Raw genomic sequence first — 13,577 nt, 5'->3', positions numbered from 1 at the left:
GGGAAGGAAGTGACTAAGGATGAACCAGATTAATACCAGAAGACAACTTGAAACTGAATTGACAGAACTTATTAGGATGTTGACACGGTTAGGGAAAATGTCAGAAGAATCTCTTGCCAGAGCAGTCTGGGCTCTAAAAAACCAAAATGCTGATGTGGCACGAGAAATTATAAAAAGAGATGACGCCATAGATGACCTCGCCGCCGATATAGACATGGCCTGTATGCAATTTACAGCGCGTTTTCAGCCTCTCGGAGAAGATCTGCGCACGGTCTCTTCTTTGATGCACATGGCCGTTGATCTCGAACGATTAGGAGATTATGCAAGTAATATTGCCAAAGCAGCCATCGAAGTTGCAGATAAAGAGCTTATGAAGCCTCTTATCGATATTCCTCGTATGGTTGATATTCTTTCTGATATGCTCGAAAAAAGTCTTGAAGCTTTAGAAAACAAAAATGACGCTATGGCTTATCGGGTCTTTCCTCTTGACGATATTATTGACGATCTTGAAAAGCAGATCATGCGGGAACTCCTGCTTCTCATGATGGAACGACCTCAAAGAATAGAACAAGCTACACTACTTCTCAATGTAGCAAGAACTTTGGAACGTGCCGGCGACCATATTACAAACGTGGCAGAAAGAGTCGTCTATATCATTACAGGAAAGACTGTAAAAGCATCTGCATATAGACGTCCAAAGGAGCATAGACCGTGAATGATAGCAGAATTTTAATCGTTGACGATGAGAAAGGCATTCAAGATATAGTTTCTCAAGCTCTCAAACGACGCGGATATGAAACACTGGTCGCCTCTGATGGTGATACAGCCTTAGATTTGGCTTTTGCCTCTCGCCCTGACCTTATTATTCTTGATCTTATGCTTCCTCGCATGGATGGGTGGGAAGTCTGTCGACGACTTAAGAGCAGCAAAGAAACTGCTACTATTCCCATAATTATGCTCACTGCCAGGCGAGGAGAAATGGATGTTGTTGAAGGTCTGGAACTTGGCGCTGATGATTATATGAAAAAGCCCTTCTCTCTGGCAGAACTTGTTGCACGGGTCGGAGTACTTCTGCGCAGAAACCAGACAAGTCAAGAAATGCGGCAGATTACAAATAGAGAGTTAGCCTTGGATTTAGAGAGTCAGTCAGTTACTTTACGGGAAAAAACTCTGGATTTAAGCCCTACAGAATTTCGTATTCTTGAACTGCTCACTCGACGTTTCGGAAAAACTGTCAGTCGAGATGAGCTCTTAGGGAAAATATGGAATCTTTATGGCGGTGACACGCGCACACTAGACGTGCATATTTCTAGGCTTCGAAGAAAAATAGACGATGAGAAACGTCCTGTTCTCGAAATACAAACATTGCGCAGCCGAGGATATCGAATCGTTTGGGAGGATTAGGGCATGAACACCTTAAAGGGAAAAATTACAGCAGTACTCGCCATCGTTACCATCGCAGCCTTTGCTATCAGTTGGTTTTTGGTATCAGGCATAATGAAACAACAGCTCATAGATGACGCCACTGATCAACTTACGAAAGAGACTGCCGTTGTCGCTCACATAATACGCAGTGATGGATACAACGTTTTCCAAAGAGATTTTAAACAATGGCAAGAAACACTTGGAAGCCGAGTTACAATTATTAACACTAACGGACGTGTAATACTCGATAGCGCTACGGACACAGAGACCCTCGACAACCATAAAAATCGTCCGGAAGTTCGACAAGCTGACCAAGAGGGCGTCGGAACAATATCTCGGTACAGTCAAACGTTGGGAACTCATCTCGTGTATGTAGTGCGCAAAATAGAGGGAGACGAGGGACCTCTTTTTATTCGTATTGCACGTCCCCTGAATTCCCTGAAAGAAGCTCTCTTGAATGTACGTCTTCGTTTTCTATCGTACATTATTATCGCGGCCTTTCTTATCTTTGGGCTTGAGCTATGGATTATACGACGTTTTTTTGCTCCTCTTGAACGCATTGTCTCTGCTGCTCATTCAATTACCGAAGGGAAAGAAGCAAGTTTCCCTCTTATGGCAGATACTGAGCTTCAACGTCTCTCTGAATCTCTTCAAACGATGTCATCTCGTCTGAAAGGTGCGCTGGAAGAGCTCAACATAGAGAGAACAACTCTTTCCCGCATTGTTTCCTCTCTACCTGTAGGTGTTATTTTGCTCGATAATGACAATCGTTTACGGTATGCAAATAATGAAGCCCACAACTTACTTGGTATCAAAACAACGATGGAAGAAGGTCAGCCGATAGAACGTTTCCTTACTTGTGGTGATATCTACCCCCTTATTCAGGAATCCAAGGAAGGGATTGAACATGCAATAACGGTGGAAATGCCCGAGCTTGGCTCAGGAGGTCGCCACCTGAATCTCTATGCACGCCAAACAGTAAGCGGACCGTTGCTTGTCATTACAGACTTAACAGAAGAAGTTCGGCTAGAAGAGGCACGACGAGATTTTATTGCAGATGCTGGGCATGAATTTCAAACACCTTTAACGACCATTCGTCTTACAGCTGAATATTTACAGGAAGAATTTCAAGAAAACGAAGAGGTTCAAAATCATCTGCAATCCATCATTCAGCAACAGGAAAGAATGACACAATTAGTTGATGATCTTCTTTTACTTTCCCGCCTAGAAAGCCAACTTCCTCAGGAAAAAAAGGAAGAACTAGATTTATCTCTTATCATAAATACACTTCTTGAGGAATATGCACATCATCCATTAGGGAGATCGATACTCATAGAAAAAGAGATTCCTGAAAAAGCGCTCATGGTGGGGCAAAGCGGAGATTTATCAAGAGCAATACGAAATATTCTCGATAACGCAATAAAATATGTGCGAGAAAAATATGGAGATGGGCATGGAGGTCATATCAGAATCGACCTTTCAGAAAAAGATGCGCTGTGGGTTCTTCGAGTTGAAGATAATGGCATCGGAATTTCAGAAGAAGCTGCTGCTTCTATTTTCGATCGTTTTCGACGAGGAGACAGCCATCGAGCTCGGGGACAATGGGGTGCTGGCGGCTATGGATTAGGGTTAGCTATAGCGAAACGAATTTTTACAGCACACGATGGAGACATCGTTTTAATTTCTCCGAATGGCGGTCAAACCATCTTTGAAATCACTCTTCCGAAAAAATAGGAAATACAAAACAAGCAGGAATCAAATAAAGAATTCCTGCTTGTTTTTATTTATAATACCTAGCCTTATTAGTTTAAATACTTATTTCTGCCAGTTCAAAGCGAAATGTGCAAAAAGAGCTGACCCTATCCACAACGTATCTTCATCGATATCAAACTTCGAATTGTGGTGAGGATAGGTCTGTCCCTTTTCAGGATTGCTTCCGGCATGGAAGAAGAAGGTTCCAGGAACACGTTCGAGGAAATAAGCAACATCCTCGGCTCCCATTGATGGTTCGGGAATCTCCTTGGCTTTTTCCTCGCCGAGCACTTCTGCCACTGTGGCAAGAAGTTTATCGGTCATGGCACTGTCGTTAATGACAGGTGGCGGTCCAGGAATATATTCCACTACAGCTTCGCCCCGCATGCTGGCGGCCGTAGATTCTGCCAGCTCACGGATACGTTCCTCCATCATCTTCCGCGTCTCCACGTCAAGAACTCGAACTGTTCCCTCAAGAACGCATTCGCCAGGAATAATGTTATAGGCGGATCCGCCAGTTACACGCCCTATGGTAAGAACACCTGGGTCTACAGGGTTGACCTCGCGGCTCAGAATCGTCTGAAGACGGCAGATAAGATGCCCAGCCATAACGATGGGGTCTGCTGTAAGATGAGGTGTGGCACCGTGCCCACCCTTCCCTTTCAGGGTAATAAGGAAGCGGTCGGCAGAAGCCATCATGCCACCGTGTGAATACCCGATCTCCCCTGCCGCATATCCCTTCCAGAGGAGTCCCGAATGAAGACCGATCAGGGCATCCACTTTAGGATTCTCAAGCACGCCATCATCGATCATGGCCTTCGCTCCCACAACATTTTCCTCCGCCGGCTGGAAGATGAACTTCACGCTTCCCTTCAGTTCGTGACGGTGTTTCATAAGCAGCTGTGCCGCCCCCAATGCCATGGCCGTATGGACATCGTGAGCACAGGCGTGCATGCAACCGTTGGTGGCTGCAAAGGGAAGTCCCGTCTCTTCCTTGATGGGCAGAGCGTCACAATCGGCTCGAATAGCCAGAACAGGACCAGGCTCGTCTCCCTCGAGAAGGGCGGCTACTCCATGCCCTCCGATTCCCTTCCGAATAGACGTGGAAGGAAATCCCATCCCCTCAAGAGCCTGTACAATGTAAGCCTCCGTCTCGGGGGTCTCGAGACCAAGTTCCGGATTGGCATGAATATGGCGCCTCCACTCTATGATCTCAGACAAAATCGCTTTCGCTTCGTCTTGGATGTTTGTCATGATACAGTATTCTCCTTTCCCAAAGTTTTCAATGTAGAATACAGTATAGTTCGGATAAAAAAGAGGCAGGCTGTGTAAAGCCTGCCTGTAATCACTTTTTATTTATGGTTCTTCAGCCACTCCATAGCCATGGTGGACATTACAGCCGAACCAATCCACAATACGTCTTCGTCAACGGCGAAACGAGAGTTGTGGTGAGGATAGGTCTGTCCCTTCTCCTCGTTGCAGCTGGGGTGGAAGAAGAAGGTTCCGGGAACCTCTTCAAGGAAGAAGGCGATATCTTCTCCGCCCATGGAGGGATTCTTGATTTCCTTCACATGCTCTTCGCCAAGAATGGCTACGGCCACCTTGCGAAGCTCCTCTGTGACCTCGGCATTGTTGACGACTGGAGCTGGTCCTTCCCAGCCATAGTGGAACTCGATGTCTCCACGCATGCCCTGAGCGACTGTACGGGCGATCTCTTCGATACGTGTTGCCAGGAATTTACGGGTATCGTTGGTGAGAGCGCGAACCGTTCCGCTGATACGGCACTCGCCGGGGATGACGTTGAAGGCTGTTCCTGCATGAATCTCACCGATGGAGATAACTGCGGGCTCTACAGGATTCATCTCACGGCTGACAATGGTCTGAAGTTCGCTGATAATCTGGCAGGCAATGCTGACAGGATCTATGGATCCGTGAGGATAGGCACCGTGGCTGCCCTTCCCCTTCACGAGGAGGTCAAAGCGATCCATGCAGGCCATGATGCCGCTGTAATGATAGCCGATATCTCCAGGTTTGAAGTCTTCTTTCCAGATGGCTCCAGTGTGAAGGCCGACGATAACGTCGGGACGTGGATTGTCGAGAGCACCGTCGTCGAGCATACGTTTGGCTCCGCCGTATCCTTCCTTGCATCCCTCTTCGCCAGGCTGGAAGATGAACTTGACTGTTCCTTCAAGCTTGTCTTTATTGTCAGCCAGGATCTTGGCTGTGCCAAGGGCCATGGCTGTGTGGACATCATGTCCACAGGCGTGCATGCAACCATTCTTGGAGGCAAAGGGAAGATCTGTCTCTTCTTTAATGGGGAGACCGTCGCAATCGGCTCTGACGGCGAAAACCTTGCCAGGTTTCGCTCCTTCAAGTACGGCGACAACGCCGTGACCGGCTACACCCTTGCGATAGGGAATACCCATTTCGTCAAGACGGGCACAAATATAGGCCTCGGTCTGCACTGTATCCATCTGTGTCTCTGGCATCTGGTGCAGATCCCGTCTCCAGGCTACGATCTGTTCCTGCAACGCGAGTGCTTGTTCTTTCATGGTTTCCATAAGGGAAAACCCCCTTTATACGTTGGTAAATTGTGACGCATCACACACTCATGATACGTACCGTAACAAACAAAAGGCAACGAAAGAATCGCAGCGCTGCATCCTTCAAGGATGCGGCGCTGCGGTTGATGTTTAAATTCCTAAAGCAGGCCCTTCTTGTAGAGAAGACGGCCTACTGCTATCGTTCCAAAAACGGAAGCAACGATAACAATCCAAGTCTGAGTCAAAAAACCGAGACCAATTTTAGGCGCTACTATATAAATAAGCAGAGGAATAGCAATTCCAGCAACTGCCAATTTGGGATATTTCAGGGTGAACTGTCCAAAAACAGCACCGAAGATAGCGGCTACAGTGTACTGTTTAAAGGCGATAGCGATAGGTTCGGGGAAGACAGCCAAAAGAGCTGTACCAGCAATAGCTGCCAACGTTGTGAAGAAAAGGTTGGTAACAACAGAACCGGTAAGCCCCAATGTAGAAACTATTTCAGCCTCAGGCGAACCGGCTTCTACGCCAACAACTTCCTGAGCTACTGCGGAACAAGGAACACGAAGGTTACCGATATTTCCGCTCAAGAAGGAAATATATGTTCCTGTCAGACCGAGAATAGGATAGTATGAAACAGGTTCAACAACATAAAAAGCGCCGAAGATAGCTGCAATCATGCCCCATGACTTCAATGCCACAGAAACGGGTGGAAATGCTCCGTAACGTAAATAGAGATAGATATTTGGCAAGAAGCACATTAATGTCGGGATAATAACAGTGATAAAACCAATTTTAACTGCTGGTTTTTTCCATATATTTTCAAATTCGTCGTGAGATACCATAATGAGATCCCTCCTTCAACTAAACAAGAATGACGGCTACAGCCATTCCGATAAGCATGGCTATTCCGAGAGTATACTCTCTGAGCCAGGTCAGCTTCTTGGCAAGGCAAAGCATTAAGACCATACCGAGAAGACCGCCGATGGCTGCATAAAGAGGGCCGCCGCCACCAACAGTACCAGCCTGGAGGCCCTTGAATCCAGCCATGATATTTCTGGAATTGAGGAATCCGAAGCAACCGAGCATGGCTCCACCAGAAACGATGGCAAGCCATTTGGCATCTCCACCGCCGATTTTTTCTCGAAGGCCTTCGAGCTTATGTGTAAACAGGGCTGTAACAAGAAGCCAGCCTGTTCCATTAATGGTCATGGTCCACCAAGAGGTAGCCAGGGCCTGAATATCATAATCTGCAGAACCGAATTTAACACCGAGAGCCTCAGCTCCAACTGTTGCAGCGGTGAGCTCTGTGGGAGCAGCACCGATAATGGAAAGACGAAGCCATGTGATAGGTCCACCAACAACGGACATCATACCAACCATAACGATAAAAACGGCAATAGAAGGACCAATAGCTGAAATGGCACCAGCACGAAGGCCCTGAACACATTTTTCTTTTGGAAAACCGATTCTCTCGGCTGTACTAAAAGAAAGGCGTATGTACAGAAGAGACTGAATAAGAACTATAACTACGATTGCGATGGCTATGGCCCATACGACCCAGTCATTCGCTGCGCGGAGTACTGCTTCCGGCATACTAACACCCCCATAGGATAATGTTTGAAAAGAAATATGAATCAAAAATTACGCATACTACGTGTGATCTGTTACAAAATAGCAATGACAAGATATTTTATTCACATATCAGGCGACAATCACCCCCCTCACTATCCTCTCTTCGTTTAAAGTACGAAGGCATGAACATAGACAACCTGCGGTTTTACATGGCGCAAAACCTTCACAGTTTAGGGAATATCGATCAAAAGCGACTTTAATTGGGAACACAGCCTGGGGAACACTTGCTTAAGAGGCACTACTTTCTGAAGAGGCACTTCTCTCTTAACACATAGAACTCTCTCAACAAAAACCTCTTTACATGGAAAACAAACCTCATCGATCGCCCGTATTAAAAATAGACTGTGTAAAACTCATTTTTCTAAGCTCTACATTCAGTGACGGGAACAGTATAAGTAAAGGGGGATAGGCTGTCAAGAATATTATATTTATGAATATTTTGTAAAAAATGTGCATTTTTTGCTTTTTTAAACATTATTCTCTATACGTTTTTTTCTCAATGCAATGGATATGCTGAAAAAGTCTCACATCAGCCATATTTGCATACAAAAACATAACAGCCGATGTGAGACCTAATTAGCCTTTTTATTTACAAATTTTTACTTTTACTGTTTTGAGAGGATTGACTACCTGACTGATAGAAAGATCACAGGCTACACTGGCATACATATATGCTTGCGCCCACGATAAATTTTTAAGCTTCATTATAAAGGGAACTGCTTCTTTGAGAGCCCTCTGAATAGCTACTTCCAGAGTTTCCCCACTTGCCAAGATAAAGAAAGCCTCTTCATTTTCTAATACAGGGGTTGCCTGGTTAACTCTTTTTTCCAGATCAATGCTCAAAGTCACTTCTCCTCGTATTTCCACTCCTGTGCCACAGACTTCTCCATCTGCCATAATGGCATGAAGGTCTCCCAAGGCCAATTTAGCCCCTGGAACAAAGACAGGCAAGCGCAGAGTTGCGCCTTCCGTCATTTGAATAGTATCAAGATTACCGCCATGCACACCAGGAATTCCACAGGCAATTTCCTCTTTTTCAGGAGCAACACCAATAACTCCAATCATTGGGCGAAGAGGCAATTCCATGCCGCAAAAAAATCCTTTCCTGTCAGAGACCGGAACAATTTCTGTATGACTCTCAACTACATCGCCACCTAAAGGTCCCCAGCCCGGAAACACTTCTACAACTCCCTGTTTATCAAGAGTTATTTTATCAATATGAATTTTTAAAACATCGCCAGGCTCTGCATCTTCAATCCAAAGAGGGCCTGTCGCCGGATTGACAATAGAATAATCAAAATCACTTGAAAGCTTTTGATCTGGTCGGGTAATCTTATGGCTGAAACAATCTTCTGTTTCAAAAACAACCTGACTTCCTGCCTTAACAGACGCCACAGCTTCGTTAGCATTCGACATGGCATAAACAACTTTATCCCTTGATATTCGAATTACCATTACTGTTACCCTCCTTTTTGGAAAAACATATAAAGCTGCCAATTTCTCTTCCATTCATAAGACCACGAGGTTTAAATATCATAATAACAATAAGCAAAAGAGCCATAAATACATTCACGAAGCCGAAAATAGGCGGAACGGTACACCCTAAAAAAGTGAAACCTTCCTGCACAGGGGCTAGAAGTTCCGTTCCAATGGTGAGTATGGCTGCGCCAATAAGTGGACCTGAAAGAGTACCGATTCCACCAATAGCAAGCATTGCTACAACCTGGAAAACATAAACAAGGCTAAAAGCTTTGGGATTCATGGTCAACACTAAGTGAACCCATAAAGAAGCTCCTACACCTGTGATAAAGCTTCCTATCGCAAATGAAATGATTTTGTATTTAACAACTGGAACTCCCATAACACTTGCTAATTGCTGATCTTTAGAAATCGCTATAAGTCCTCGGCCGAATCGAGAATGGACAAGCCTATGAATAGCATAAATGACGAGCAGTAGAATTCCATACGCCCACCATATGTTCGTATAGGCAGGAATATTGCGAAGCCCCATGTCTCCATGGGTAATTCCCCTAAGGTTCTCCGCCAGGTTTCCCATCACTATATTAATTCCCATAGATGCCAATATAAAGTACTGCCCTTCAAGCCTAAAAGCTGGAAGAAGCAAAATGATACTTGCAACAACAGCCAATAACCCGGCAATAACTAAGGCCAAAGGGAAGGCGACCTGAAGTTGCTCAAGCCATAGAGGCAAATGAAGCACTGCCTTTTTATAGGCTGGAGGAAGAGTCATCAATGCCGTAGCATAACCAGCAACCATCATGGTTCCGCCAAAACCTAGAGAAAAGATATTTGTATATCCATTTGTCACGTTAACACCTAAAGCTACAATTGATGTAATAGCAAAAAGGATAACAAGACGCAAATAGTACCCTCGTAAAAAAGTATTAGCCAGAAAAAGCAAAATAGCCAAACACAATAGAGAGCCAATAAGAGTATATGTTTTCTTATTCATCTCGTCTGCCTCCTATTGGATTTTCACGTTTGGTCGGAAGAGACCAGACGGTTTTATAAAAAGGATGATAAAAAGCAATGCCCACACAAAAAGAGGACGAACAGCCGACCAGGCAGGAGGAAGAAAGGCAACAAACAATATCTCTCCCAAACCAATGATATATCCGCTGATAGCTGCCCCAGGAACGTTTCCGATTCCTCCTAAAACTGCCGCTATAAAACCATTTAGGCCGATAAGATAGCCCATGCTCGGATTAACGATACCAAAACTGATACCATATGAAACGGCAGAAATACCAGCCAGGGCAGAACCTATAATGAAAGCCAGTAATACTACAGTTTTGCTATTGACGCCAACGAGCTGAGCAGCAGTAGGATCGTAGGCAACAGCACGCATAGCGGTTCCGATTCGGGAGTATTTTATAAAGAGGGTAACGACAACCAGCAATATAAGCGTTACTGCCAAGATAAGAAGATCCTTAACATTTAAAAAGAGTCCACTTTCTGTAATAATTATTCCTTCAAGATATTCTGGCGTCGGGAAAGCCCTCCGTCCATCCCCAAAAATCATGACAAAAAGATTCCGTAACCCTAATGAGGCTCCAAAGGAAGCGATAAAAACGGTTAAAACTTCAGGGTTCTTTTTAAGGCACGGATCATAAACCAACTTTTCAATGAGAAGACCTATAAGAACGGATCCACCAACAGCCCCAAGAAGCCCTGTCCAGAAACTGGCTCCCGAAAAGCTCACCAAGAGATATGAACAAAAAGCACCAATCATAAAGATTTCTCCGTGGGCGAAGTTAATGAGCCCTAAAATACCGTAGATCATGGTGTAGCCAATGGCAAGAAGCGCCAAGATACTGCCGTATGAAAGACCATTGATTAGCTGTTGAAGAAAGTAAAGAACATTCATTGGCTATTTCACCCCCAAATAGGTCTGTTCAATATACGAATCTTTTTCGAGCTCAGAACTTTTTCCGCAGAGACGTATCTGTCCACTCTCCATCACATAGGCACGAGAAGATATTTCAAGGGCAAGACGAACATTTTGCTCAACAAGCAGAATAGAAGCACCCTCATGACTTATTTCCTCTATCTTTTCGTAAATCTGATCAACTACAACAGGGGCAAGTCCTAATGAGGGTTCATCAAGAAGCAGCAGACTTGGTTTTGACATAATAGCCCGACCGATAGCCAGCATCTGCTGTTCTCCTCCACTAAGAGATTCCGCCAACTGGTCACGCCTCTCCCAAAGCTTGGGGAAAAGACTGTATACCCACTCTAGTTGCTCTTTATAGAGTTGCTTTCCATGTATGAGATACCCGCCCATTTTTAGATTTTCATAGACGGAGAGGTTTCCAAAAACGTTTCGTCCTTCAGGCGAACAACAAATCCCCAAATTTACAATCTGATACGCCGGTATTTGAGAAATATCTTTTTCCTTATACGTTACCAAGCCTTGCTTTATTGGAAGCTGTCCTGTAACACAACGAATCGTCGTCGTCTTTCCTGCTCCGTTGGGACCAACGAGAGCCACAACTTCTCCAGCATCAACATACAACTCTATACCATGAAGCACTTCCGCTTTCCCATATCCCGCAACGACATTTTTGATCTTTAACATACCTCTTCCCCCTTTTCAGCCTGAACAGCCTGTTTTTTCCATGCTTTCTGTCCGAGGTATGCTGTAATTACTTCTTCGTTGTTTTGTATTTCCGACGGAATTCCCTCTGCAATAAGAGCTCCCTGATTCATGACAAGAATACGTTCACTCATTCCCATAACAACTTTCATATTGTGCTCTACAATAATGATTCCCATTTGAGAATGCTCGTGAATTGACTGTATGATCTCTATAATCTCGTCTGTTTCCGTAGGATTTAAGCCTGCGGCCGGTTCGTCCAACAAAAGAACTTGTGGTTTAAAGAGAAGAGCCCTGGCCAACTCGGCCTTTTTTTGAACGCCATAAGGTAAATCATCAACTGAAATAGAGGCATGGTCTTCCATATGAAGCATAGCCAGAGTCTGAAATATGGATTCTTCTATTTCTTTCTCCTCTTTCTTATAACGAGAGGAAAAGAAAAAAGCATCTTTATAACCATAATCAAGAGAAACGTGAAAGGCTATTTTCATATTTTCTAAAAGAGAAAGTCCCTTCATTAGCCTCAAATTTTGAAAGGTACGAACAATTCCATGTGATGTAATCACATGGGGAGCTTTGTTCGTCAAATTTTTCCCTTCTAAGGTAACACTCCCTGATGTTGCTTTGATAACACCAGTTAGCAAATTAAAAACTGTCGTCTTTCCTGCCCCATTAGGACCAATGAGGCCCAGAAGCTCTTTTTTATTCAGCGAAAAGCTTAGATTATTAACAGCACAGAGTCCGCCAAAGCTTTTTGTCAAATTATCAACTTTCAGCATAGTATCAGCTCCAAACGTAGTAATATGTGCAGAGAACGCACAAAGCGCCCTCTGCACTACGGACCCTTATAACTTACAGTTCCTCTGGATAGAGTATGCCCTTATAAACCCGCTGGCCGTTCTTAAACTCTTTAAAGACAACAGGTTTTAGTGGCACGCGCGGATACTCCACCATGGAAGGATCTGGATAGGAAATAGGCATTGTGGTTGTTGTAAACTTATGGTTTTGAATGGTATCTCTCAAAGCAACACGCTGCTCTTCAAGAGACATAGCATCCCATTTTTCTTTTCCTATTACTTCAATAGATTCAATCATCATCTGAACAGCATCGAATCCGAGACACTCGAATGCGCCTGGTTCACTGTCATATTCAGCTCTATAGGCTTCAACAAACTTCTTGGCATTCTCTGTAAGGGGATACTCAGCCGCAAAGTGAGTAGAAACAAGGGCGCCTTCTATAGAAGGACCACCGACTTCAATAACAGACTGGTCATCTGCGCCATCGGTAAGAACGATAGGAAGTTTGATTCCTAACTTATCAGCCTGTTTCGCAATGATAGGACCATCCTGGGGAAAAGGAGGAGTAATGACAATCCCATCAATTTTTTCTTTTTGTACTTTCATCTTTAAACGGGTAAGTTGAGCCATAAAATTTACGTCGCCTGTCTGGTAAATTTCCTGATGGGCTATAGCCTTTTCATCACCTACGTATGCTTTAAAAGATTCCATAAAAAAATTGGACAAATCTGTGCTGTAGGCACTGGCATTGTCCCAGATAACAGCCACTTTTTTCCATCCCAGAGTATCGACACAATATTTAGCAACAGCCTGTCCTTGATAATTATCTCCAAAAGGAGTCATAAAAATAAAATCTCCGATTCGAGGTATGGTGGGTGTGGTCGCCGTTCCATCAAGAAAAACAGTTTTACCCTCTTGAAAAATGGGACCAGCTGCAGAAACAAGCGAATCGTCAGTCAATCCGCAGGCAGCAATTACCCCAACTTCTTCAACCAATCTTATGGAAGCATTTGATATGACAGTAGGGTCACTCTGCCCATCGATATTCTTCAGATCTACACTATGCCCGACTACGCCACCACGTTCATTTGCCAACTTTACAGCAAGTTGGCTTCCACGAAGACCCGCCTGACCTAATGGCGCCGCTACACCAACCTGGCTCCAAATTGACCCAATGATAATCGATTCATTCTCTGCAAAGGCTTCTGGCACACAGATAAAACAAAAGATAAAAGCAAAACATACCACCATAAACTGAAAGACTCTTGAATGCTTCATAGACAAAGCACCTCCATAAAATAATATAT

13 protein-coding genes are annotated in these 13,577 nt (G+C 44.4%); 3 read left to right on the top strand and 10 right to left on the bottom strand.

Annotated elements, in window-relative coordinates; translation table 11 throughout:
* The first annotated feature begins 19 nt into the window (after positions 1-19).
* From phoU to RBH88_RS01005, 3 genes are read left to right on the top strand one after another with little or no spacing between them, the layout of a single operon-like run.
* Positions 20-715, top strand: a complete 696-nt coding sequence (gene phoU / locus RBH88_RS01015) for a phosphate signaling complex protein PhoU (protein WP_213691951.1) — start codon at positions 20-22, stop codon at positions 713-715.
* The gene (locus tag RBH88_RS01010) at positions 712-1,404 is read left to right on the top strand and encodes a response regulator transcription factor (RefSeq protein WP_307879786.1); all 693 of its coding nucleotides are present in this window, start codon (positions 712-714) and stop codon (positions 1,402-1,404) included. The genes phoU and RBH88_RS01010 overlap by 4 nt, the downstream gene beginning before the upstream one ends.
* Before the next feature lie 3 nt (positions 1,405-1,407).
* Positions 1,408-3,159: an ATP-binding protein gene (locus tag RBH88_RS01005; RefSeq protein WP_213701817.1), complete on the top strand. Its 1,752-nt coding sequence runs from the start codon at positions 1,408-1,410 to the stop codon at positions 3,157-3,159.
* Positions 3,160-3,240: 81 nt separating this feature from the next.
* On the opposite strand, the gene RBH88_RS01000 is transcribed toward RBH88_RS01005, so the two are convergent.
* The 10 genes from RBH88_RS01000 to RBH88_RS00955 all read right to left on the bottom strand — a co-directional run bounded on the left by RBH88_RS01000 (position 3,241) and on the right by RBH88_RS00955 (position 13,548).
* Positions 3,241-4,431: a M20 family metallopeptidase gene (locus RBH88_RS01000; RefSeq protein ID WP_213695791.1), complete on the bottom strand. Its 1,191-nt coding sequence runs from the start codon at positions 4,429-4,431 to the stop codon at positions 3,241-3,243.
* Between the two features lie 98 nt (positions 4,432-4,529).
* The gene (locus RBH88_RS00995) at positions 4,530-5,738 is read right to left on the bottom strand and encodes a M20 family metallopeptidase (protein WP_213701853.1); all 1,209 of its coding nucleotides are present in this window, start codon (positions 5,736-5,738) and stop codon (positions 4,530-4,532) included.
* A gap of 140 nt (positions 5,739-5,878) precedes the next feature.
* Complete coding sequence (locus RBH88_RS00990) at positions 5,879-6,565, bottom strand: hypothetical protein (protein WP_213690257.1); 687 nt, start codon at positions 6,563-6,565, stop codon at positions 5,879-5,881.
* Positions 6,566-6,584: 19 nt separating this feature from the next.
* A complete protein-coding gene (locus tag RBH88_RS00985; protein ID WP_213695789.1) occupies positions 6,585-7,316 on the bottom strand; it encodes a DUF5058 family protein in 732 nt (243 codons plus the stop codon).
* Positions 7,317-7,940: 624 nt separating this feature from the next.
* Positions 7,941-8,810, bottom strand: a complete 870-nt coding sequence (locus RBH88_RS00980; RefSeq protein WP_213691337.1) for an acetamidase/formamidase family protein — start codon at positions 8,808-8,810, stop codon at positions 7,941-7,943.
* Positions 8,785-9,828, bottom strand: coding sequence for a branched-chain amino acid ABC transporter permease (locus tag RBH88_RS00975; RefSeq protein WP_307879785.1), 1,044 nt, complete (start codon positions 9,826-9,828; stop codon positions 8,785-8,787). The genes RBH88_RS00980 and RBH88_RS00975 overlap by 26 nt, the downstream gene beginning before the upstream one ends.
* A gap of 12 nt (positions 9,829-9,840) precedes the next feature.
* A complete protein-coding gene (locus RBH88_RS00970; protein WP_213691335.1) occupies positions 9,841-10,743 on the bottom strand; it encodes a branched-chain amino acid ABC transporter permease in 903 nt (300 codons plus the stop codon).
* 3 nt (positions 10,744-10,746) lie between these two features.
* Positions 10,747-11,454 (bottom strand): ABC transporter ATP-binding protein, encoded by a 708-nt coding sequence (locus tag RBH88_RS00965; protein ID WP_213691334.1) that lies wholly within the window; start codon positions 11,452-11,454, stop codon positions 10,747-10,749.
* The gene (locus RBH88_RS00960) at positions 11,448-12,251 is read right to left on the bottom strand and encodes an ABC transporter ATP-binding protein (protein ID WP_213695788.1); all 804 of its coding nucleotides are present in this window, start codon (positions 12,249-12,251) and stop codon (positions 11,448-11,450) included. Before RBH88_RS00960 ends, RBH88_RS00965 begins: the two co-directional genes overlap by 7 nt.
* A gap of 73 nt (positions 12,252-12,324) precedes the next feature.
* On the bottom strand, positions 12,325-13,548 hold the full coding sequence (locus RBH88_RS00955; RefSeq protein ID WP_213691332.1) for an ABC transporter substrate-binding protein: 1,224 nt from the start codon (positions 13,546-13,548) through the stop codon (positions 12,325-12,327).
* Positions 13,549-13,577: the final 29 nt, after the last annotated feature.

Source organism: Aminobacterium sp. MB27-C1 (genome assembly GCF_030908405.1).
In the GTDB taxonomy this organism is placed as follows: domain Bacteria; phylum Synergistota; class Synergistia; order Synergistales; family Aminobacteriaceae; genus Aminobacterium.
Note: the sequence above shows the minus strand (reverse complement) of the source record. Positions and strands in the feature narration are given on the sequence as shown.

Coding starts and splice junctions, on each gene's coding strand:
- phoU (WP_213691951.1), top strand. CDS start 20: ATGAACCAGATTAATACCAGAAGACAACTTGAAACTGAATTGACAGAA.
- RBH88_RS00995 (WP_213701853.1), bottom strand. CDS start 5,738: ATGGAAACCATGAAAGAACAAGCACTCGCGTTGCAGGAACAGATCGTA.
- RBH88_RS00975 (WP_307879785.1), bottom strand. CDS start 9,828: ATGAATAAGAAAACATATACTCTTATTGGCTCTCTATTGTGTTTGGCT.
- RBH88_RS00970 (WP_213691335.1), bottom strand. CDS start 10,743: ATGAATGTTCTTTACTTTCTTCAACAGCTAATCAATGGTCTTTCATAC.
- RBH88_RS01005 (WP_213701817.1), top strand. CDS start 1,408: ATGAACACCTTAAAGGGAAAAATTACAGCAGTACTCGCCATCGTTACC.
- RBH88_RS00990 (WP_213690257.1), bottom strand. CDS start 6,565: ATGGTATCTCACGACGAATTTGAAAATATATGGAAAAAACCAGCAGTT.
- RBH88_RS00955 (WP_213691332.1), bottom strand. CDS start 13,548: ATGAAGCATTCAAGAGTCTTTCAGTTTATGGTGGTATGTTTTGCTTTT.
- RBH88_RS00965 (WP_213691334.1), bottom strand. CDS start 11,454: ATGTTAAAGATCAAAAATGTCGTTGCGGGATATGGGAAAGCGGAAGTG.
- RBH88_RS00985 (WP_213695789.1), bottom strand. CDS start 7,316: ATGCCGGAAGCAGTACTCCGCGCAGCGAATGACTGGGTCGTATGGGCC.
- RBH88_RS00980 (WP_213691337.1), bottom strand. CDS start 8,810: ATGGTAATTCGAATATCAAGGGATAAAGTTGTTTATGCCATGTCGAAT.
- RBH88_RS01000 (WP_213695791.1), bottom strand. CDS start 4,431: ATGACAAACATCCAAGACGAAGCGAAAGCGATTTTGTCTGAGATCATA.
- RBH88_RS00960 (WP_213695788.1), bottom strand. CDS start 12,251: ATGCTGAAAGTTGATAATTTGACAAAAAGCTTTGGCGGACTCTGTGCT.